17 protein-coding genes are annotated in these 19,748 nt (G+C 50.2%); 12 read left to right on the top strand and 5 right to left on the bottom strand.

Translation table 11 applies throughout. The features are described 5' to 3' along the window. The first annotated feature begins 143 nt into the window (after nt 1-143). A complete protein-coding gene (locus tag L2713_RS16690) occupies nt 144-947 on the top strand; it encodes a sulfotransferase family protein (protein WP_248968641.1) in 804 nt (267 codons plus the stop codon). A 19-nt stretch (nt 948-966) separates the two neighbouring features. Here the strand turns inward: L2713_RS16690 and L2713_RS16685 are convergent, their stop codons facing one another. The 4 genes from L2713_RS16685 to L2713_RS16670 all read right to left on the bottom strand — a co-directional run bounded on the left by L2713_RS16685 (nt 967) and on the right by L2713_RS16670 (nt 6,062). Beyond that, nucleotides 967-2,391 carry an MFS transporter gene (locus L2713_RS16685; RefSeq protein ID WP_248968640.1) on the bottom strand — a complete coding sequence of 475 codons (1,425 nt, stop codon included), beginning with the start codon at nt 2,389-2,391 and terminating at the stop codon, nt 967-969. A gap of 99 nt (nt 2,392-2,490) precedes the next feature. Continuing rightward, nucleotides 2,491-3,555, bottom strand: a complete 1,065-nt coding sequence (locus L2713_RS16680; RefSeq protein ID WP_248968639.1) for an aminoglycoside phosphotransferase family protein — start codon at nt 3,553-3,555, stop codon at nt 2,491-2,493. Then, nucleotides 3,539-4,420, bottom strand: coding sequence for a nucleotidyltransferase family protein (locus tag L2713_RS16675; RefSeq protein WP_248968638.1), 882 nt, complete (start codon nt 4,418-4,420; stop codon nt 3,539-3,541). The genes L2713_RS16680 and L2713_RS16675 overlap by 17 nt, the downstream gene beginning before the upstream one ends. Before the next feature lie 145 nt (nt 4,421-4,565). Beyond that, a complete protein-coding gene (locus L2713_RS16670) occupies nt 4,566-6,062 on the bottom strand; it encodes a hypothetical protein (protein WP_248968637.1) in 1,497 nt (498 codons plus the stop codon). A 373-nt stretch (nt 6,063-6,435) separates the two neighbouring features. On the opposite strand from L2713_RS16670, the gene gmk reads away from it, so the two are divergent. The 9 genes from gmk to L2713_RS16625 all read left to right on the top strand — a co-directional run bounded on the left by gmk (nt 6,436) and on the right by L2713_RS16625 (nt 15,605). Continuing rightward, on the top strand, nt 6,436-7,059 hold the full coding sequence (gene gmk / locus L2713_RS16665) for a guanylate kinase (protein ID WP_248968636.1): 624 nt from the start codon (nt 6,436-6,438) through the stop codon (nt 7,057-7,059). 58 nt (nt 7,060-7,117) lie between these two features. Next, entirely contained in the window at nt 7,118-7,396 is a 279-nt protein-coding gene (rpoZ, locus tag L2713_RS16660) for a DNA-directed RNA polymerase subunit omega (protein WP_007651394.1), read from the top strand. Between the two features lie 43 nt (nt 7,397-7,439). After that, nucleotides 7,440-9,542 carry a bifunctional GTP diphosphokinase/guanosine-3',5'-bis pyrophosphate 3'-pyrophosphohydrolase gene (gene spoT, locus L2713_RS16655; RefSeq protein WP_011624879.1) on the top strand — a complete coding sequence of 701 codons (2,103 nt, stop codon included), beginning with the start codon at nt 7,440-7,442 and terminating at the stop codon, nt 9,540-9,542. Nucleotides 9,543-9,564: 22 nt separating this feature from the next. Next, nucleotides 9,565-9,948: a RidA family protein gene (locus tag L2713_RS16650; protein WP_011718553.1), complete on the top strand. Its 384-nt coding sequence runs from the start codon at nt 9,565-9,567 to the stop codon at nt 9,946-9,948. 232 nt (nt 9,949-10,180) lie between these two features. Then, nucleotides 10,181-11,845: an AMP-binding protein gene (locus tag L2713_RS16645; protein WP_248968635.1), complete on the top strand. Its 1,665-nt coding sequence runs from the start codon at nt 10,181-10,183 to the stop codon at nt 11,843-11,845. Between the two features lie 169 nt (nt 11,846-12,014). After that, complete coding sequence (locus L2713_RS16640) at nt 12,015-12,965, top strand: calcium/sodium antiporter (RefSeq protein ID WP_248968634.1); 951 nt, start codon at nt 12,015-12,017, stop codon at nt 12,963-12,965. A gap of 176 nt (nt 12,966-13,141) precedes the next feature. Beyond that, on the top strand, nt 13,142-13,831 hold the full coding sequence (locus L2713_RS16635) for a hypothetical protein (protein WP_248968633.1): 690 nt from the start codon (nt 13,142-13,144) through the stop codon (nt 13,829-13,831). 98 nt (nt 13,832-13,929) lie between these two features. Then, nucleotides 13,930-15,009 (top strand): sensor histidine kinase, encoded by a 1,080-nt coding sequence (locus tag L2713_RS16630; protein WP_248968632.1) that lies wholly within the window; start codon nt 13,930-13,932, stop codon nt 15,007-15,009. Continuing rightward, nucleotides 15,009-15,605: a response regulator transcription factor gene (locus L2713_RS16625; protein ID WP_248968631.1), complete on the top strand. Its 597-nt coding sequence runs from the start codon at nt 15,009-15,011 to the stop codon at nt 15,603-15,605. Before L2713_RS16630 ends, L2713_RS16625 begins: the two co-directional genes overlap by 1 nt. A 1-nt stretch (nt 15,606) precedes the next feature. Here L2713_RS16625 and L2713_RS16620 read toward each other — a convergent pair whose 3' ends face one another. Beyond that, on the bottom strand, nt 15,607-16,728 hold the full coding sequence (locus tag L2713_RS16620) for a DUF1963 domain-containing protein (protein ID WP_248968630.1): 1,122 nt from the start codon (nt 16,726-16,728) through the stop codon (nt 15,607-15,609). 217 nt (nt 16,729-16,945) lie between these two features. Between L2713_RS16620 and L2713_RS16615 the strand changes: the two genes are divergently transcribed. Continuing rightward, nucleotides 16,946-18,472 carry a YifB family Mg chelatase-like AAA ATPase gene (locus L2713_RS16615; RefSeq protein ID WP_248968629.1) on the top strand — a complete coding sequence of 509 codons (1,527 nt, stop codon included), beginning with the start codon at nt 16,946-16,948 and terminating at the stop codon, nt 18,470-18,472. A 366-nt stretch (nt 18,473-18,838) separates the two neighbouring features. Beyond that, complete coding sequence (gene yihG / locus L2713_RS16610; protein WP_089066754.1) at nt 18,839-19,741, top strand: 1-acylglycerol-3-phosphate O-acyltransferase, YihG family; 903 nt, start codon at nt 18,839-18,841, stop codon at nt 19,739-19,741. The last annotated feature ends 7 nt before the right edge of the window (nt 19,742-19,748 follow it).

Raw genomic sequence — 19,748 nt, 5'->3', positions numbered from 1 at the left:
AACGCAATACCGACGCAACGCCAGCTTTGCGCTGCCAAAACCTGTGCACTGCGATATACTGCCAACGTTGATAAAACGCTAATGTTAAACCCCAATTTACCTACCCATCGCGACCACGCTGACAAGAATGCCGAGCCAAATCCATGCCTGATAACGCAACTATTGCCACCCTTCCCGATTCTCAAGGGCATAACCATAGTGAAGATGTGCAGCTCAATCAGCCACAGTGCGATTCGACTAAATCAAATGACACTAGGCCAAGTACAATCGAGCCGAGTGCAGTTAAGCATGAGTCGGTGATTGCCGAGCAAAAACATAAGGTTATTTTTATTGGTTTGCCCCGCACTGGGACGACGAGCGTGAGCGTGGCCTTATTGGAGCAAGGCTTAAAAGTGGCGCATATGGCGTTTACCAAAGAAGCCTTTATGCAGGCGGATGCGATTTCCGATGCGCCTTGTTTTAGCGATTTCAAACAGTTGGATGGATTATTCCCCAAAGCCAAGTTTGTCTATCTTGACCGAGAGCTAGAGTCTTGGGTGCCGTCGATGCAGATGTTACTCAGTCGAATGCTGCCACATTTAGATGCACAAACCGGCCGATTCCACCCGATTATGAAACGCAGTTTTCGACATAGCTTTGGCGTAGGTGTAGTTGAAAACCCGCAAGATGCACAACATCTTATCGATTGTTATCTGCGCCATAAACAAAGCGTGTTCGACTATTTTGCCGGCCGAGATGACTTCTTATCAGTCGATGTGAGTCAGCAAGGCGTCCTCGGCCAGCTATTAGCATTTATCGGATTAGCCAACGCCGAAAACCAACAGAACTTTCCTAAGCTCAATGTCGGCCGCAATGTCGCCAGTTGGGATGAATATAAACATCCGAATAAGATCAGCGCTAATGCCTCGGGGCCGGAAAAACGTAAGTTCTTCGATTATAAGCTTTAAAACTCAACGGTTGGGAAAGCTAGTCAGGGGTATTTCGGCGTTTTACCACAGTTAACCAGTCGAGACTCACGCCCGAAATCGCGTTAAAACCGCGGATACGGAAGATAAGTTGCAGCAACTGCGGCCTAGGCCTGACTTTAGGTTCGACCGAGCGCGGAATAAACCACAGCGTCACGAATGCGCGCAGTATGGTCGACACCAAAAACACCACAAAAATCGGGCTACTGAGCCAGGTATTCCAACCCGACCAGACTAAAAAGTCCGCCGCATGGGAGGCTATCGTTCCACCGACCATGGCCCCCACAAACACCAACCCAGCGCTGAGTGACGCTTGCAGCGCCGCGTAGGTGGCAAAATCACTGCGAAAGGGACGAATATCATAAAGGTAATTGGCGGTACTTAAGGTAAAGCCGCTCCACGCTAGGCCCGAGAACGCCTGAATGAGGAGAATATACAGATAGTTATCGGAAAACAGCCATAACAACGGCAAGCTTGGGATCATGCAACTGGTAATAATCATCACCAAACGATTGCCGAATTGATCGCTAAATCGTCCCCAAAACTTCAGCGTCACAAACTGGGTGGCTATCGATGCCACACTGGCTAGCACAAATTCAATGTAGCTAAACTTCAAGTCTTCCAGCATATATACGGCGAAAAACGGCGCCGAGATGGCTACCATCGCCTGCATACTGGCCACAAATAGGCTGTATTGGCGGAAGGTTTTATCCTTCCATGCTCCGCGAAAATTGCGGATAGTTTGGATAAATACGCCCCGCTGCTTGGCTTCGCGCGGATCCGGGTCGTGCATTTGCAATAACAACCAAGCCGAGACAAAACGTCCCATAGCCGCTATCGAAAACAACAAGGTAAAGCCTAGCCAGGCCATTTGCAGCGAATCAGTAAGGGTAAGAATGCCACCGCCCACAAAAAATACACTTAAGGATGCGCCCATGGTTAAGCGGGTACGCGCCGCAAAGAAGGCGCCACGGCGACGTTCGGGCACGATAGACCCCATCCAAGCGCGCCAATGGGGTTGGATAAGATTAATAAACCCATGGTATCCCACGGCGAGCGCGATAAATATCCATACCGCATGTTCGGGACGGAAGGCCGCTAACGCGCCCATTCCCAATACCACCAACGCCTGCAAAGCTGCGCAGTAGACGATAAAACTACGGCGGGAAAAGTGACTCGCTAACCAGACCGAAACCAGCTGCGACATCGCCCCAAAAAGCTGTGGCAAACCGGTAACAAAGCCCATTTGTGCAAGACTGGCACCGAGAAAAATTGCGTAGGCATTGAAAAAGTTATCGCTCGTCGCCGTCATCATTGACGAAGCCACGGCTTCCTGCTGCGAGCGACGCAGGGTGCATCTTAACCAGAGATTTCTAGCGCTACGGCGCGAACACGTTAATGCAGAGGGAGCTTCGAGGGTGCCCATTCCAAGCCAAATCCATATGAGACTAAAGGGTTTTGATGTTGCAATTATGTCGTATATAAGCCAAAAACAAAACGCCCCAAATGGGGCGTTTGATTAAAGCTAAAAGCAAGCCTTTAACTCGGCTTCTTGATCTAACAGACTTTGATACAAGGTAAATTGATTCGCAGCCCTATCCAAATTGTGGCCTTCACGGTGCACATGGAAATACACGTCGCCATTGAGATAATCCGTTAAAAAACGCACGCCGATCATCAGGCAAATCACTCGCGCCCCGAGCCAGAGGCTACGTTTTTCAACCTCAGTTAACACCTCGCCCAACTCACTCAAATAACCACGACAAATGGCGGCAAAGATTGATTGGCGCACTTTAACATTATCAAGGGCGGTCGAATCTTCGGCTTCGGGCGAACAGAAGGTACGCACCATATCGCCAAAGTCATACATCAAATGCCCTTTCATGCACGTATCGAGGTCGATAATTGCCATGCTCGACATGTCGCGCTTATCAAACAGCATATTGTTGATTTTAGTGTCGTTATGGCAAATACGCAGTGGGAGCTGTGGCGAAATCTCGGCCAGCGCATCTAATAAACTCTGCTGTGACAGGGCGTAATCGACCCAGTTACGGCATAAATCCAACCGCTTGGCTTTATCCTGTTGCACCGCTTGGCGCAGCATTTCCATCCGTCCCGGCAAATGGTGGAACTGCGGGATCACATCCTCAAGCTGAGTTGCATCGAAATCACTCAAGGCACAGGCAAAATGACCAAAGGCCTTAGCCGCCATTTCGGCTTCGGCTTCAGACTTCACCACTTCGATACTTAAACTGTGGGGCAAGTAACTGATGGCACGCCAAAATCCCTGCTCACCTAAGTCGATCGCCAGCTCCCCCTCTTGGGTAAGGCACGGACTCACCACTTGAAGACCATATTGCTGTTGTAATGCCTTAGCGCATAAATGATGGCTTATCTTATCGGCATTACTTACCAATGCCTGCGGCGTCTTAAACACTTGGGTGTTAATACGTTGCAGCACTAATTCACCCGAGGGCCAACGCACTAACAAGGTATCGTTAATATGACCATTCCCTAACGCTGAGATTTTTGCCTCGTCAGCTTCAATTCCAAAATGAGGCAACACTGACTGCCTAATGAGTTTTATCACTCAATAACTCCATTAATTTTTGCTTTACCCAGACAGTATCCTGCGGATAGGTCACACCGAGCCAAGGTTCGCTGGCCACATCGACAAACACGGGCACACCTTGCTCAATTCCCGCCTGAACCACTGCGGGCAAATAGCATTCAGATTTAGGCAATTGGCCTTGCTGTTCGATAAATTCGATTAATTCACGTTTAATAACATCAAATATGCTTGGCGAGAAGCCCCAACAGGTCATAGAGACCAGCGACTGCGAAGGAAGAGGTGCCAATCCCTCAGGACCTTCACCGATAAAACCATGATCTTGGGCTTGAATATTCAACCATTCGGCGACTGAGAGCAGTTGCCCCTGCTCCACTTGGCATAAGCCACGATTCACGCCACCGTGCTCGGACAAAGTCAGCTCAATCGGATAAGCCACCATCATCCAATCATGGGGCCTTGCGGTTAATCCCTTCGCTAAAGAAGCAAAGGCGCTGTCGCCGTAAAAATCATCGGCATTGATCACCGCCATTGGCCCATTAACACAATCGCGGGCACACCACAGGGCATGAGCCGTTCCCCAAGGCTTTAAACGATGGCTCACATCCGCAAGCTGCGCTTCGGCGGGCAAATCGGTGAGCGACTGATAACAGAAGTGATACTCGAAGTCCGCCGGCAAAAAGCGTATCAACAGCTCGCGGAGTTCCGCTTCCAATTCGGGGCGGATAACCAGCACGGCACGCTTAAATCCGCTGCGGATCGCCGACTGTATCGATAACACCAACATGGGTTCGCCCGCAGGACCGAGGGAGGCCAATTGCTTATCGCCGCCAAAACGACTACCTAGCCCTGCCGCCATAATGACTAAGGTCAAATCTGTATTCATGTGGGATTAGTGTTCAGTTCGTATTAAAGATATTTTCCCGAACCTCGCCGCAATCGGCTATACGAGCGCATTTAAAACAAGATTGGAGAAAAAGAGGAGCAAAAGTGTAATCTACCCCTCTAGTCCTGACTAGAATTTTATCGATTTAACGGGCTAAATAATTACCAAAATTGCGATTAGGCTCTAAAACCGCTTGGCTGCCCTTGAGGCTGAACTTGTAACCACATAAACCGATGCTGCCACGGCGAGCCAGATCTGTGATGATATTGGCCGTATCCAACGGTGTGAAACGCGCCTCCGTTGCCGAATCGGCAAGCAAATCGACGCTGATAGTGCGATACTCAGTGCCATTATTAAACACCAGCGCGCTACAACTCTTATCGCCCTTGGCCGTGGCAATCGACCACAGCTGTTGCGGCTTACCACGTTCACCTAACCAGCGAATAATTAACACATCTTGCTCTAACGCCACCGAAAAACCATCGGGCATATCCAAGGTCACACGATCGCTTGCAGCAATAGGCGCAGAGGGCACGACAGGAGCAGCTTCTTCAGCCTGCGACTCATCGCTATTAGGCCATAATCCCCATACCAGTAAGACTAACAACACAGCGCCCACCCCACCGCCGACGGGCAACCAATAACGGCGCTCAAGCTTAGGTAAAGAGGGCAACTTAACAAAACGTCGATAGGGAGCAAAAAACTCGGCAACGCCTCTAAACAACTCAGTCATTGAGCCCGACTCTTTCGCCTCGGCGCGGCGACGACGCACTTCTTCAGCATGCTCAGTATCGTTAAAGGCCGAGGTATCTTCATCGGGGTCGAAACGCCATACCGGCTCATCACTGTGCTCGGCAGGGTCGAGCGGTGCCCGCTTAAACTCCGCGCCCTGTAAATCGACTTGGGCTAAATCCACATCGGCGATATCGATGCGGGTTTGTTCGACTCGACTCTGATTGGCAGGACGAAAATCGGCGTGGCCCTCGAGTAACGCATCTTGCACGACAAAGTCTGCAGGATTTTGCGTCATTTTAGTTAACGCATCGAAACGTAGTTCATCTTGGCGCAAGGCATCCAACTCGGCGTCCACAACGGGGGAAGCACTCGTTGGTTCAGTATGAGAATAGGTTTCAGCCTCTGTCGATACCGGAATATCCGGCGCAGCATGGGAGACACTGGCATTTTGTGCCGCTGCGGCCCTTGGCGTTAATACGGGCTCGACTCGGCGACGGGGAACGGCCTGCGAGGTTGGGATATCTAGAGCTGGACCATAATAGCCCAAACGATACTCCACTAAGGTGGGAGAAGTTAAACGCGTGCCCCAAAAGGTCGCACCAGCGCCCAAGACCAGCCCAAGAATGGCGACTACGGGCGGCGCAGCCACTATATACAGCGCCAGTAAAATCAGTAGCGGCAGAATAAAGACTGCAACCAAGGCCTTAGGCTTAGCCGCATCATTTAAACGGCGCAGCGCAGTAAGGGCGAGCAAAGGTAAGCCCACCAACGCTAAAAGATACATTAAAAAGTTCGCCCCAAACGCGGCGACAGCCAGTGAAATGCCCAAATACACACCAACACTGATGGCCACAAAGCGGGGACGGGAATCACGCCCATGAAGGCAGAAAAGAGATTTTAACAGCACGACCCTTCCTTTATAGTGAAATAATCCTAGCGCACACGACTCTCAATGTCGCATAGGCACGAGCGTAACGAATTTAGCCGCAATTGTCAGTGCAATAAGACGCTAGATAAGCAAAAATGCTGATTATATCCATCTAAAGCTAAATCAGGCTTAATTGTCAGGCTCAGCAAGGCTTAGGGACGCAGAGATTTTCAGTATCCGATCTTGGAGTCACAGTAAACCGTAAAAATGCACCAGCGGCAGCGCTAACTGTCGCAAAACATAAATAGACAACAATTGCGGGCTAACAAGCCCTAGCGTTTTTAAGGTCAAAATCTGTATAATGCTCGGCTTTCTGGGCCCTTCTTGCGTTAACCAACTGGATATTTTGCTCATGACCGCACGCGGAAATTTATTTATTGTTTCAGCCCCGAGTGGTGCTGGTAAATCCTCGCTGATTTCGGCGCTGCTGAAAGACAAACCCGCCGACATGCAGGTTTCAGTGTCGCACACTACCCGTGCGCCTCGCCCTGGCGAAGTGAATGGTCAGCACTACCATTTTGTTAATGTTGAAGAATTTAAAGAGCTGATCGAGCAAAATGCCTTTTTCGAGTGGGCCGAAGTGTTCGGTAACTACTATGGCACTTCGCGCCACGTCATTGAGCACACTTTGACTCAAGGTATCGATGTTTTCCTCGATATCGACTGGCAAGGCGCCCAGCAAGTCAAAGCCGTGATGCCAGAGGCCATTGGTGTATTTATTCTACCGCCCTCACGGGATGAGCTAGAACGTCGCCTCACTGGCCGTGGCCAAGACAGTCAGGAAGTTATCGCCAGCCGTATGGCACAGGCGGTTTCTGAAATGTCGCACTATAAAGAATATGATTTTATTATCGTCAATGACGATTTTGACACAGCACTGGCCGATCTGCGGGCGATCATTCGCAGCCAACGCTTAACGGGTGCTAGTCAGATCCACGCGCAAAATGATATGCTTAACGATCTGTTGGCAGGCTAACTGCCATAGTGTACAATTTTGCGTCATTTTTTCCCTAGATAAACTGGAGTTTCAACACATGGCTCGCGTAACTGTAGAAGACGCCGTAGAACAAATCGGCAACCGTTTTGATATGATCCTGGTTGCGGCGCGTCGTGCTCGCCAAATCGCCGTGCAGGGTAAAGACCCTATGGTTGAAGAGATGAACGACAAGCCAACGGTTATCGCCCTGCGTGAAATCGAACTAGGTTTAGTGAATGCTCACACTTTAGATGCCGATGAGCGTCAAACCGTGCGTGAGCGCGAAGCTGCTGAAATCGCAGCGGTTGCCGCCATCGCTGAAGGCCGTTCACTATAAGTCTAATTGAGTCACACCTGTTTGGGTAAAGGAGAGCTGCCACTTGTATCTGTTTGAAGGTCTAAAGGAGTCTGCTTCCGGTTACTTAGAACCCGAACAGGTAGAATTGCTCAAGCAGGCGTACCAAGTTGCGCGTGATGCCCATGAAGGGCAAATGCGCACCAGCGGCGAACCTTATATTACCCATCCGGTTGCGGTTGCCCGCATCCTCGCCGAGATGCGTCTCGATCACGAGACGCTGATGGCTGCTTTGCTGCACGACACCATCGAAGATACCTATGTCACCAAAGAGGACTTAGCCGAACAATTTGGCGAAGCCGTGGCAGAGTTGGTTGAAGGGGTGTCTAAGCTCGACAAGCTGAAATTTCGCGATAAAAAAGAAGCCCAAGCGGAAAACTTCCGTAAAATGATGATGGCGATGACGCAGGATATCCGCGTTATTCTCATCAAGCTTGCCGACCGCACCCACAACATGCGTACCTTAGGTGCACTGCGCCCCGATAAACGCCGCCGCATTGCCCGCGAAACCTTAGAGATTTACGCGCCGATTGCCAACCGACTCGGTATTCACAATATCAAGACGGAGTTAGAGGATTTAGGCTTCCAAGCATATTATCCGATGCGCTATCGGGTGTTAAAGGAAGTGGTCAAAGCTGCCCGGGGTAACCGCAAAGAACTCATTCAAGGCATTGAAGCTGCGGTATTAACTCGCCTAAACGATGCGGGCATTAAAGGCAAAGTGAAAGGCCGCGAGAAAAACCTCTACTCCATCTACAACAAGATGCAGAGCAAGGAACTGCAGTTCCAAGAGGTAATGGATATCTACGCCTTTCGCGTCATCGTTGACTCCATCGATACTTGCTACCGCGTGCTCGGTGCCATGCACGGCCTGTATAAACCGCGTCCGGGTCGCTTTAAAGATTATATCGCTATCCCAAAAGCCAACGGTTATCAGTCGCTACATACCTCATTATTCGGCCCACACGGCGTGCCCGTCGAGATCCAAATTCGTACCGAAGATATGGATCAAATGGCCGACAAAGGGGTTGCGGCCCACTGGGCTTATAAAGGCGGCGCCGATGGTCAAGGCACTACCACGCAAGTGCGTGCCCGTAAGTGGATGCAAAGCTTGCTGGAACTGCAACAGAGCGCCAGCACCTCGTTCGAATTCGTTGAAAACGTTAAAACCGAACTCTTCCCCGAAGAGATTTACGTCTTTACCCCCGAAGGTCGCATTTTAGAATTACCGGTTAACGCCACCGCCGTCGACTTTGCCTATGAAGTCCACACCGATGTGGGCAATACCTGTGTCGGCGCCCGCGTTAACCGCCAAGCTTATCCGTTAAGCCAGCCCTTAATCTCCGGCCAAACCGTTGAGATCATTACCGCCAAAGGCGCGCGTCCGAATGCCGCTTGGCTTAACTTTGTGGTGACGGGTAAAGCCCGCGCCAAAATCCGCCAAGTGCTTAAGAGCCTAAAAGCAGACGATGCTATCGCCCTTGGCCGCCGTTTGCTTAACCATGCGCTGGGTAAAACCAAACTCGATAGCATTCCTGCCGAGCAGATTGATAAAGTCGTGCGCGATACCAAGCACGCCAATTTAAATTCCTTACTCGCCGACATCGGCCTTGGCAATGCCATGAGCATAGTCATCGCCCAACGTTTGATTGGCGATAATTTAGAGAATCAAGAGAGCCGCGATTCTCACCTGATGCCAATCCGTGGCGCCGAAGGCATGTTAGTAACCTTCGCTAACTGCTGCCGCCCCATCCCAGGTGATGCGGTGATAGCCCACGTGAGCCAAGGTAAAGGCCTAGTCGTCCACATGGAAAACTGCGCTAACATTCGCGGTTACCAAGGCGAGCCAGATAAATACATTCCCGTACAGTGGGACAATGTCGAAGGCGTCGAATATCAAGCCAATCTGCGGGTGGAAATTGTTAACCACCAAGGCGCGCTGGCGAAGATCACCTCGATTATCGCCGCCGAAGGTTCGAACATTCACAACCTTAGCACCGAAGAGCGCGATGGCCGCGTTTACTTGATTAACCTGCGAATTTCGGTGAAGGACAGGATCCATTTAGCTAACGTGATGCGCCGTATCCGGGTACTGCCCGAGGTGTTGCGTACATCCCGTAATCGTTGATCATTACTTTAGAGAGAGCGTCATGGCAGAAAAAATCATTATCGCGACCGAAAACGCCCCAGCGGCAATTGGCACTTATTCTCAAGCGGTTAAAGTCGGCAGCACAGTGTATTTATCCGGCCAAATCCCACTGGTGCCAAGCACAATGCAAATCGTGAGCGATGATTTTGAGGCGCAAGTTGTGCAAGTGTTTGAAAACTTAACGGCCGTTTGTACCGCAGCTGGCGGCACGATCAACGATATCGTTAAGCTCAATATCTTCCTAACGGACTTAAGCCACTTCGCAAAAGTGAATGAAATCATGAGCCGTTACTTCAGCCAACCTTATCCTGCTCGCGCCGCTATCGGTGTGAAGCAGCTGCCTAAGGATGCACAAGTCGAAATGGACGGCGTGATGGAGCTGTAAGCTTCCACCGATTTTACGAGGCGCTTAGGCGCCTTTTTTATTGCCTAATACGCCCACTGCTCCTGCTCTGACCTGTGATTAAGTTCATTTTCATTTCATACTCAAACGATAGGCTAGTCCGCCAATTTTAAGATTTTACAATCTTGCAAACTATTTGCGTGGCCTCACAAAACTCGCCATACTGGGCACCTATGTTGGGGTTAAAATAACAATAAAGAACAGGGAATTGCCTATGGATAATGCGATTAAGACGCCAGTTGAAATGTTGGCGCACTGGGCGAATACACGTGGGGATGAGATCTATTTGCGCCAGCCCATCAAGGGTCAATACCTTGATTTCACGTGGAATGAAGTGCAAGAAAAAGTGCAGCAACTCGCGGGTGCACTGCGCCATTTAGGCTTAGAGCCGGGCGATAAGATTGCCGTGCTCTCTAAAAACTGCGCCGAATGGTTTATTACCGACCTCGCCTTGATGCACGGCGGCTATATCAGCGTTCCCATCTACCCCACCGCCAATACAGATACTATCCGCTATGTGTTGCAACATAGTGGTGCCAAAGCGATTTTCCTCGGCAAGCTCGACCACTGGGCCGATCAAGAAGCCAGCGTTGGCGGCGAATTACTCCGCCTTGCCATGCCCTATGAGACCATGCCGGCCCAATATCAGTGGGAGCAACTGCTCAAGATGGGCAACCCTCTGATTGAAGCGCCGTTACCTGAGCTTGATCAGACCATGACCCTGATTTACACCTCGGGCTCAACGGGCCAACCTAAGGGCGCGATTCAGACGTTTGCCAGCTATGGCTGGACTTGCCAAGCGGTGGTGCGCGATCTGCGTACCAACGGCAACGACAGATTATTGTCCTACTTACCGTTAGCGCATATTACCGAGCGTGTGGCGATCGAAGGCTCGTCTTTTTATTCTGGCAGCACAGTTGCCTTCGTCGAAAGCTTAGACTCCTTCGTTGCCGATGTGCAGCGCGCTAAACCGACGGTGTTTTTCTCGGTTCCGCGGCTGTGGAGTCTGTTCCAGAAGAACATTATCGACAAGATTGGTGTTGGCAAACTCAATCTATTGCTAAAAATCCCACTGATTAGCAGCCTAGTAAAACACAAGATCCACAAAGGGTTAGGACTCAACCATTGCCGTTTACTCGGCTCTGGTTCTGCGCCTATTCCGCCCTCACTGATTCACTGGTACCACAGCATTGGCTTGGATATTTGTGAAGCCTGGGGGATGACGGAAAACTGTGCTTACTCCATCATCAACTATCCCTTCGATGTGCGCAAAATCGGCACTGTGGGTAAACCCGTGCAGGATTGCCAAATCCGCCAAGGTGAAGACGGCGAACTGCTGCTGAAGAGTCCCGGCCTGATGACGGCCTATTATCTGCAACCCGAAGCGACAGCGGCGGCCTTCGATCCCGATGGTTTCTTCCATACTGGCGACCTCTGCGCTATCGATGCCGATGGCTGTGTGACTATCACTGGCCGCGTGAAGGACAACTTTAAAACCGCTAAGGGTAAATACGTCGCCCCAGTGCCAATTGAACGTAAGCTCGCGCAGGATCCCCATGTGGAGCTGATTTGCGTCATTGGTTCTGGTCTGCCGCATCCCGTCGCATTAGTACAACTTTCCGAGGGCGCGACCTTACAAGCCCGCGAGGAAGTTCGTGCATCTTTAAAAGCGACCCTCGATAGCGTGAACCCACATTTAGAGTCCCATGAGCATGTGGATGCAATTGTGGTTGTGAACGAGCCTTGGACCATCGAAAACGATGTGTTAACTCCGACACTGAAGATCAAACGTCATGTGCTCGAGAAGGCATTTAGCGAGCGTGTCGACGGTATTCGCGGTGCGCAAGTACGCTGGGAAGATGAGTTATCTGCAAAATAACCCATCGAATCCTGACATAATGACATTCACCTCTAAAGCACACCTTTCGGTGTGCTTTTTTATGACATATTCTGTCAAAGCGGTTGAAAAACACGTATCATGTGCGCCTGTCAGCGTAAGGTGATACACCTTAAATCAATTCACTTAATTAGGTTTAACAGAGTCTAAAATGCTCATTGCACTTTCAATTATCGGCGGCTTTATCATTTTAACCTTAGGCGCAGAAGCCTTAGTCCGTGGCGCGAGCTCCATCGCTCTACGTCTTGGCATTACGCCACTCATCATCGGCTTAACCATTGTGGCCTTTGGTACCAGCGCGCCCGAACTTGCGGTGAGTGTCAAGTCAGCACTAGCAGGCAATAGCGGCATTGCGCTGGGTAACGTGATTGGCTCTAACATTGCCAACATTGGTTTGATTTTGGCGATTACCGCTCTTATTCGCCCGATTCAAGTACAGTCACAGATGGTAAGACGGGATATCCCCTTGATGATCCTCGCCTCTATGCTGTTTTGGGGATTGTTATTGGACGGCGAACTCAGCCTGATTGACGGCGTGATTTTATTATCACTGCTTGTTGGCTACCTCGTATTCAGCTATTTCAGCTCGAAAAATACCACAGATGCCGATGGCGAAATCATCGAAGAAGGTCCTAAAAACCCATTACTCTCTGTGGCCTTTATTGTCGTGGGTATCGGCATGTTAGTCGGTGGCGGGATTTTATTTGTAAACGGTGCGGTCGAGTTAGCCAAAGTGTTTGGCGTGAGCGAAATCATTATCGGCTTAACTATTGTCGCTATTGGCACCAGCATGCCTGAGCTAGTGACCTCTGTTTTAGCGGCCCTAAAAGGTGAGAGCGATATCGCTATCGGTAACGTGGTTGGCTCTAACCTATTCAACATTCTGGGTATTTTAGGTGTGACGGCGATTGTGCACCCAGTATCTGCCTTAGGTTTCCAATCCTTCGACTTTATCGTGATGCTCGCCCTAGCCGTAGTGATTTTACCCTTCGCTTGGTCAGGACTACGCATCGGTCGCCGTGAAGGTGCCACACTGCTTGTCGCTTACTTAGGCTACATGGTTTACCTCGTCAACCAAGCCAGCACTCAAGCCGTCGTTTAACGCGCTGCGCCTTGCCTTACAAAACACCGGAGCCTCTCCGGTGTTTTGCTTTTAAGCTTAAGACATGACATTTGTCATGCTCAATTGATGACCTTTGTGCCTGCACTCAGGCCAAGGTATTTTTGATAATGAAGCCGTCCCCAAGCAATGGGTTATCACTTCAATAAGGAAATACCATGAAAACATTCTTACTGTTATCAAGTCTTGCCCTCGCCTGCGCGCCCGTATTCGCGGCTTCCAACTCGAGTATCAATATCGCAGAAATCGACAAAGCCGCAAGCACCTTGAATATCGATAAATTACAACAGCTCAGCACGACAACACAGGATTACGAAGCAGCCTATGCCAACTATCGTTTAGCCATCAGCGCCAATGTGATGGGGCAAAAAACCTTGGCGGAACAGGCCTTAACTTCGGCGCAAACCAGCTTAGAAGCCCTCAACAATACCCAAGCTGATGCCGAGTCCCTCGCGCTATTATCGTCCGTTTACGGCATGCAAATCGCCTTGGATAACAGCAAAGGCGCCGAGCTTGGGAGCAAATCCACCCATGCCATCGCTCAAGCCGAACAGCTGGCACCGCTTAATCCGCGGGTGGCATTAGTAAAAGCGATTGCCGCCTATAATACGCCCGCGATGTTTGGTGGCAGCATGCAACATGCAAAGACGCTCGCCAGCAATGCGATTGAACGATTTAATCAACCTTGCGAGGACATTTGCTGGGGTGAGGCCGAAGCTTACACTTGGCGCGGACTCGCAAAACAGGAATTAGGCGATGCCCAAGGGGCGATTGAAGATTGGCAACAGGCGCTGCAAGTGGAAAAAGATTACGGTTGGGCTAAGTTTTTACTTCAGCAAAATCAGTAAATAAGTGCTAAATAACCCCAGAACAGGCAAAAGGATTGGCTGACGTTTGCGGCCAATCCTGCCATCGGTAGCCAGCTATTGGCCTTAGGCGAAGCGTTATGACTCAACACTCAGTGCAAATAGAACAAAAAATCGCATGGATTTACCTGATAAACCTAGCGTTTTATTTGATCCCGCTGTTTGTCACGCCCTATCCGAGCTGGCAGATAGGACTCATTTTAGCCGTACTTATTCCCTTTATTTACAGCTACTTTTGGGCCTATCGCTGCCATACTCGTGTGGCTTATAGACCCATCAGCGTCATGCTATTACTGGCGATTGCCATAACGCCCATCAATCCTGGTTCTATTTCTCTCTTTACCTTTGCCAGCTTCTTTATTGGCTTCTTCTATCCACTCAGAGTCAGCCTGTTAAGCTGGTTTGGAATTTTGGCTTTATTGTTCTTACTCAACCACTTCAGTCAGTTCAACAATCTGTATTTTCCGCTGTATGGCTCGGCGTTAGTTTTCGGCGTTGGCATGTTGGGGATTGCCGAGCAAAAACGTTATCAACATAGATTAAAGGAGCGACAAAGCGCGCAGGAGATCAGCACCTTAGCGACCATGGTTGAACGGGAGCGCATCGCCAGAGACTTGCACGATATCATGGGACACAGTCTGTCATCGATTGCCCTAAAAGCTGAACTGGCGGAAAAACTGCTCGCCAAACAAGAATATCAATTAGCGACCACTCAGCTGCAGGAGCTAGGACAAATCGCTCGGGAGAGCTTGAGCCAAATTAGGCATACAGTCTCAGATTATAAACATAAAGGGCTGGCCAGCTGCGTCACTCAATTATGTCACTCCCTGAGGGACAAGGGCATCGCGGTGGAGCTGCTAGGCGAGTTACCCAAATTGTCCGCCAGAGCAGAGAGTCAACTCAGTTTAGTGTTAACTGAGCTGGTGAATAATATTCTGCGCCACAGCAGCGCCAGCCAATGCCGCATTCAGTTTCGCGAGCAGGCCGATAGCCTTATCGTCGACGTGCAAGATAACGCCCCAACAAGCCCTATTATCGAGGGTAACGGCCTAACAGGGATCCGCGAGCGGCTCGCTAGCCTTGGGGGACATTTAAGCTATGATCTTGAACAGGGATACGCCTTTAGCGTCAGTTTACCTTTGCAGGGAGCAACAGATTAATGCACATTCTTCTCGCGGAAGATCAGGCCATGGTGCGCGGCGCGCTCGCAGCACTGTTAACCCTAGCGGGCGGTTTCACCATTACCCAAGCCAGCAATGGCGATGAAGCCTTAAACCTGTTGAAACAACAAGATTTCGATCTACTGCTAACAGATATCGAAATGCCGGGAAGAACAGGTTTGGAGTTGGCTACTTGGCTTAAAGAACAGCATAGCCATACCAAAGTTGTCGTTATTACCACCTTTGGCCGCGCAGGTTATATAAAACGCGCCATTGAAGCAGGCGTGGGTGGCTTTTTACTGAAAGATGCGCCCTCGGAAACCTTAGTCCATGCCATTCAACAAGTGATTGCGGGTAAGCGGATTATCGATCCTGAGCTGGCAATCATGGCGATTGGCGATGTCGACCCCCTCAATGATAAAGAGCGCCTCGCCCTACGTTTTGCCAGTGAAGGCAAATCCACCGCCGAGATAGCCGAGATGCTGTTTATTGCCGAAGGCACAGTACGCAACTATTTATCCGAAGCCATTGCCAAACTCAATGCGAGCAACCGAATCGATGCCGCCCGCATCGCCAAGCAAAAAGGTTGGTTATAGCTCAGTTGTAGTCATAAATGCAGTAAATGCGGTCGAATTTTCCTAAGGCTAAATCATCCCGGAGGATAATAAAATTCAACTGCATAGAGTGCTCACTATAGACGGCTTTGAACAGCACCAGATAATCTTCGGCATTGCCGCCTAATTCAGCCGCAGCGTGGAGTTCGGGGGCTTTATAGCGGCTATCACCATGGCCATTAATGCTGGCGATACCATTGTAATACGGCAGCGGCTGCTCGGGGACGAGCAATGCCTGCAAGTTGGATGACTGCCAGTCGGGCAATGCTGCCCATTGTGCTTGAGTGAGAATCTGACCGGGGATTAACCCGTGTTTATTCATTTGCATTAGATCAAAGAAATAGAGCTGATCTTGCCACTCTGGTACCAATTCATCATCCACAACCGCTAGGGCCTCTAGCACCATAGCTTGTTGCGGTTCAGGTAGCGCTTGTAAACGGGCCTTGGCTAACCTTACTAAATGCGGGTTGTCACTATTAATCATGTCAGGGGCTATCATCTTTATGCTGGCAACTCCCTGAAGTTGATAAGCCTCTTCATACTCATAGTTTGCACATACAGCATCGTCGAACTTAGGTTTGGCAATCGCTTTCCCAGAGTTCAGTTGTTGATCCTCAGCGACATAATAGACATGGCCGCGAAGCATTTCCGAGAATCGCCAGCGCTCCAAAAAGAACAACAATCGCCCTTCTCGGGGCAAATAAGATTGAAACGTCTTCAGGTCGCGACAGTTGAGCTGTGCAATAAATTGCATGGGCACACGGAAGGCCTGCGCCGCCTCGTCCCAGTCCCAATCCTGCGACCAACAATAATGCTCCTCGATATACTCGCGAGTGTGGTCGAATTCCTCAGCGTAAGCATCCAGCATCTCCAATCGCCCAACCAGAGTCACCGGATAATCCATGCCGACAGGCAAATCTGGCAATCCACCTAGTCGGCTGTTACCTAACTGGGCATAGTCTTCGTCTGCACAGGGATAGAGGTCGACACTACTGCGAATAAACGCCGAAAGAACGTTGGCAAGCTTGGGGTCTTTAAACTGTGCCAGCTTTTGCTCGAGTAGCTGCTGACGCATGGGGGAATTTTCTGCTAACAACATATCCATATTTACCTCACTGCTCCAATATTGGCTTTTTATCATTTCTATCAAATATTTGCTATCTTCCAATATGGCAAATTGCCAAAGCTATTACAGGAATCACAAACTCAGAGTAAAGGGTTTGCTAATGGGGCAAGCAACAACCTAGGCGATAGAAAACTCCTTGCGTTAATTACTGCTACACTCAAATTCTGCGCAAAAAGATCAACAAAAGGATTTGTTTATGGCGATAGCCTGCGTGCATACCCGAGCCAGTAGCGGTGTTGAGGCTCCAGAAGTCATAGTGGAAGTGCATCTCAGTAATGGTCTACCCGCCTTTAATCTGGTGGGCTTACCCGAAGCCTCGGTCAAAGAAGCGCGCGAGCGTGTACGCAGCGCCTTGATCAATGCGGGATTTGAATTCCCCATGCGACGGATAACGGTTAATCTCGCGCCGGCGGACTTGCCTAAACAAGGGGGCCGTTACGATCTGCCCATCGCCATAGGCATTCTGGCGGCTTCGGAGCAAATCCCCGCCAGCAGCCTTAAAAATACCGAATTTGTCGGCGAGCTCGCACTCTCGGGGCAGATACGCCATTGCCAAGGATTACTGCCCGCCATCATTGCGGCTAAACGTCATAATAATCAGTTAATTCTTCCCTTAGAGAATCGCCACGATGCCGAGCTTGTGGGCTATCACGGGGTCTATTTTGCTTCCCATTTGCAAAGCCTAGCCGCGTTTCTCCACGGACAAGCGCCACTGCCTATGCTCGAACAACAACTTGAATGGATTAACGATGAGGCGCCAACCACCCAGCCTTGCCTCAGCGATGTCATAGGCCAATATCAAGCTAAACAGGCCCTCGAAATCGCCGCGGCCGGAAACCATAACCTGTTGATGCTCGGCCCGCCGGGCACGGGTAAAACCATGTTAGCCAGCCGCATTATGGCGCTACTGCCCATACTCAATTATGAAGAGGCATTAGAGGTCGCCGCCATCCATTCGGTGGCGGGCATTAATATCAAACCGCAGGATTTTCTAAAGCGGCCATTTCGGGCGCCGCACCATACCAGTTCATCCATCTCCTTGGTCGGCGGCGGCAGTATTCCTAAACCAGGGGAAATCTCCCTCGCCCATCGCGGCGTGTTATTTTTAGATGAAGTCGCCGAGTTTCCCCGCAAGGTACTCGATTGCCTGCGTGAACCCATGGAAACGGGCGAAGTAGTGATCTCCCGCGCCGCCGCTAAGTTAACCTTTTTGAGCCGCTTTCAGTTGATCGCCGCCATGAATCCCAGTCCCAGCGGCGATATTGAAGGGGCGAACCGCGCCACACCCGATCAGGTTCAGCGCTATCTCGCCAGACTCTCGGGGCCTTTTTTAGATAGGTTCGACCTCACCATCGAAGTCCCCAAACTCCCCGCAGGTACACTCACACAACCAACAAGTACCAGCGAAACCAGTGATGAAATCGCTAAACGAGTCAAACGCGCCCGCGATAGCCAACTCGCGCGAGCTGGCGTGCTCAACAGTGAACTCTCGGGAAAACAGCTAAAGCAATTCGGCGGCCTTAGCGACGCCGACTTAGGCTTTTTAGAACAGAGTGTCGTCAAGCTTGGGTTATCCGTTCGCAGTTTTCATCGCATTCAACGTGTTGCCCGCACCATTGCCGATCTGGAGCAAGCGCCCAATACCGAACGGCGCCACCTCGCCCAAGCCTTAGGTTATCGTGCCATGGACAAGTTATTAGCTCGCTTATCCCAGCAGTATTGAGGCTCGAAATGTTATACCAATCGTATTAAATATCTGTTCATTCAGCGGGAGTTAAACGGGCTTTAGACAAGGCGAAGGCTTGAAGGCATAGTGGCGCTCTGTCGAAAGCCTTAAACGCAGTATAAAGCCCGTTCAACCCCGCCCTTCGGGAGCCTCACAAGCATCTCACTCCCGTGTTACATTGACTTAAAAGGGAATAACCATTTCTGCGTCAATGCGCCTTGGATTGAGATGCCTGTGAGGCTCTGAACTGATTAGATATTTAATGTGATTGGTATTAACAAATGCCCCGACCAGCTGCCGTAAGATTGAGCCAAACGCCGACACCGAGTAACATAGGCCTCCAATTTTTATCAGGAGGCACTAATGGGGACGCTGTTTTCGCAATTAAAAGGCTGCATTGCCTTCTTAGGCTATGTCGTGAATACCTTGTTTTGGGTTATACCTATAGTGCTCGGTAGCCTGATAAAGCTTATCCCTCTGCCACCATTGAGAACGGCCATCAGCTACTTTCTCGACTTTTGCGCGAGTGCTTGGATCAGCGTCAATGGCGTGATAGAACGAGTGCTGCACCCAGTCGACGTCGAACTCACGGGTGACACCCAATTCTCGACCAAAGAATGGTATATGGTTATTGCTAACCATCAGTCTTGGGTAGATATTTTAATCCTGCAACGGGTGTTTAACCGCCGCATTCCCTTCCTGAAGTTCTTCCTCAAACAGGAACTGCTTTATGTACCAGTATTAGGACTGGCGTGGTGGGCATTGGACTTCCCCTTTATGCGCCGCTATAGCACGGCACAGCTGAAGAAAAATCCGAAGCTCAAGGGCAAAGATATTGAAATTACACGTAAAGCCTGCGCGAAATTTAAGACAAAGCCCGTCAGTGTGATGAACTTTGTCGAGGGCACACGCTTTACTAAGGCGAAACATAAAAAGCAAAACTCACAGTTCCAACATCTGTTAAAACCTAAAGCGGGTGGCATGGCCTTTGCGCTATCGGCGATGGGAGAACAGATCCACAAGTTAGTGGATGTTGCGATTTACTACCCGGGCCCAGTCCCTAGCTTTTGGGACTACCTGACAGGCAAGCTGCCAAAGGTTAAAGTACACATCAAAGTGAGTGATATCGCGCCGGACATGCGTGGCGACTACATGAATGACCGTGATTTCAAAATTGGCTTCCAAGAACAATTGAACGACATTTGGCTCGCAAAAGATCAAGTGATCAGCCAACTGGCTGGCCAAGCGGACCAAGAAGTAAGGTAAAACCTCT

Source organism: Shewanella seohaensis, from assembly GCF_023283775.1.
GTDB classification, from domain to species: Bacteria; Pseudomonadota; Gammaproteobacteria; order Enterobacterales; family Shewanellaceae; genus Shewanella; species Shewanella seohaensis.
This window is presented reverse-complemented; position numbering and strand designations above follow the sequence as displayed.

What these genes read in the sequence shown, in the direction of transcription:
- L2713_RS16690 (WP_248968641.1), top strand. Translation starts at nt 144, where the DNA reads ATGCCTGATAACGCAACTATTGCCACCCTTCCCGATTCTCAAGGGCAT.
- L2713_RS16685 (WP_248968640.1), bottom strand. Translation starts at nt 2,391, where the DNA reads ATGGGCACCCTCGAAGCTCCCTCTGCATTAACGTGTTCGCGCCGTAGC.
- L2713_RS16675 (WP_248968638.1), bottom strand. Translation starts at nt 4,420, where the DNA reads ATGAATACAGATTTGACCTTAGTCATTATGGCGGCAGGGCTAGGTAGT.
- gmk (WP_248968636.1), top strand. Translation starts at nt 6,436, where the DNA reads ATGACCGCACGCGGAAATTTATTTATTGTTTCAGCCCCGAGTGGTGCT.
- rpoZ (WP_007651394.1), top strand. Translation starts at nt 7,118, where the DNA reads ATGGCTCGCGTAACTGTAGAAGACGCCGTAGAACAAATCGGCAACCGT.
- L2713_RS16650 (WP_011718553.1), top strand. Translation starts at nt 9,565, where the DNA reads ATGGCAGAAAAAATCATTATCGCGACCGAAAACGCCCCAGCGGCAATT.
- L2713_RS16645 (WP_248968635.1), top strand. Translation starts at nt 10,181, where the DNA reads ATGGATAATGCGATTAAGACGCCAGTTGAAATGTTGGCGCACTGGGCG.
- L2713_RS16640 (WP_248968634.1), top strand. Translation starts at nt 12,015, where the DNA reads ATGCTCATTGCACTTTCAATTATCGGCGGCTTTATCATTTTAACCTTA.
- L2713_RS16635 (WP_248968633.1), top strand. Translation starts at nt 13,142, where the DNA reads ATGAAAACATTCTTACTGTTATCAAGTCTTGCCCTCGCCTGCGCGCCC.
- L2713_RS16630 (WP_248968632.1), top strand. Translation starts at nt 13,930, where the DNA reads ATGACTCAACACTCAGTGCAAATAGAACAAAAAATCGCATGGATTTAC.
- L2713_RS16625 (WP_248968631.1), top strand. Translation starts at nt 15,009, where the DNA reads ATGCACATTCTTCTCGCGGAAGATCAGGCCATGGTGCGCGGCGCGCTC.
- L2713_RS16620 (WP_248968630.1), bottom strand. Translation starts at nt 16,728, where the DNA reads ATGGATATGTTGTTAGCAGAAAATTCCCCCATGCGTCAGCAGCTACTC.
- L2713_RS16615 (WP_248968629.1), top strand. Translation starts at nt 16,946, where the DNA reads ATGGCGATAGCCTGCGTGCATACCCGAGCCAGTAGCGGTGTTGAGGCT.
- yihG (WP_089066754.1), top strand. Translation starts at nt 18,839, where the DNA reads ATGGGGACGCTGTTTTCGCAATTAAAAGGCTGCATTGCCTTCTTAGGC.